This is a genomic window from Paenibacillus sp. 01L418, from assembly GCF_056400045.1.
Genome location: NZ_JBFTSN010000709.1, coordinates 1 through 1759, shown reverse-complemented (window position 1 = coordinate 1759; position 1759 = coordinate 1). Strand labels below are relative to the sequence as shown.

General features: G+C 46.5%; 1 protein-coding gene. It reads left to right on the top strand.

Translation table 11 applies throughout. The annotated features are described in order from the left end of the window. The first annotated feature begins 172 nt into the window (after positions 1-172). A complete protein-coding gene (locus tag AC1DSE_RS34900; RefSeq protein WP_441885522.1) occupies positions 173-1729 on the top strand; it encodes an ABC-F family ATP-binding cassette domain-containing protein in 1557 nt (518 codons plus the stop codon). Positions 1730-1759: the final 30 nt, after the last annotated feature.

Genomic DNA, 1759 nt, shown 5'->3' with positions numbered 1-1759 from the left:
GCTAATACTCATGAAGACAATGCTTTATCTGGAATATGGTAAAATAATAGCGGATGATAAGGAGATTGTTGAATCTGGTCGAAAATCATTTAGAAATGAATCCTACATTGAGTTGTAGGGCCTATAACGTTTATAATAAAACGATAATATTCCAAAAGAAAAGGTGTCATTCATGAGCATATTAAACGTAGAACGACTAAGCCACGGCTTTGGAGATCGCGCGATCTTCAACGACGTATCCTTCCGCCTGCTTAAAGGCGAGCATATTGGACTGATCGGCGCTAACGGCGAGGGCAAGTCCACTTTTATGAACATTATTACAGGCAAGCTGCAGCCTGACGACGGCAAGGTTGAATGGTCGAAGCGCATGCGCGTAGGTTATCTCGATCAGCATGCGGTTCTCAGCAAAGGAATGACGATGCGGGACGTGCTGAAGGGAGCTTTTCAGTACCTGCTCGATATGGAACAAGAAATGAACGATATGTACGGCAGAATGGGCGATGTAACGCCAGAGGAACTCGAGCAAATGCTTGAGGATGTTGGAACGATTCAGGATACGCTGACGAATCAGGATTTCTATTTGATTGACGCGAAAATTGACGAAACGGCTCGTGGTCTTGGCCTTACGGATATTGGTCTTGATAAGGACGTTAATGATTTGAGCGGAGGGCAGCGGACGAAGGTGCTTCTAGCGAAGCTGCTGCTGGAGAAGCCGGACATTTTGCTTCTCGATGAGCCGACGAACTATCTCGATGAGCAGCATATCGAATGGCTGAAGCGTTACTTGCAAGAGTACGAGAATGCATTTATTCTCATTTCACATGATATCCCGTTCCTTAACAGTGTAATTAACCTCATTTATCATATGGAGAATCAAGAGCTGAACCGCTATGTTGGCGACTATGAATACTTCCAACAGGTTCATGAAATGAAAAAGCAGCAGCTTGAATCGGCCTATAAGCGTCAGCAGCAGGAAATAGCTGATCTGAAGGACTTCGTAGCACGCAACAAAGCGAGCGTAGCGACGCGGAACATGGCGATGTCGAGGCAGAAGAAGCTCGATAAGATGGATGTCATTGAAATTGCGAAGGAAAAGCCGAAGCCGCAGTTCAACTTCAAGGACGGAAGAACCTCCGGCAAGCTCATATTCGAGACGAAGGAGCTTGTTATCGGATATGACAGTCCGTTGTCGAGACCGCTTGATCTTCGTATGGAACGAGGACAGAAGATTGCTCTCGTAGGKGCGAACGGTATTGGTAAAACGACGCTGCTGCGCAGTATTTTAGGTGAAATTCCAGCTATATCGGGTACGGTACAGCGCGGGGAGCATCAGCAAATCGGATATTTCCAACAGGAAATTAAGGATGCAAACTACAATACGTGTATTGAGGAAGTGTGGAAGGAGTTCCCTTCACTCTCCCAATTCGAAGTACGTGCGGCACTCGCGAAATGCGGGCTGACGACCAAGCATATTGAAAGCAAAATTGCGGTGCTTAGCGGCGGCGAGAAGGCGAAGGTTCGCCTTTGCAAGCTGATCAACAGCGAAACAAACCTGTTAGTACTGGATGAGCCAACCAATCACTTGGATGTCGATGCGAAGGACGAGCTGAAACGTGCGCTTAAGGCGTACAAAGGCAGCATTTTGCTTATCTCTCACGAACCAGAATTTTACCGCGATGTTGTAACCGATACATGGAACTGTGAATCATGGACGACGAAGGTATTTTAATTCGTCTAATATAGCCAGAAAGAGGAGACG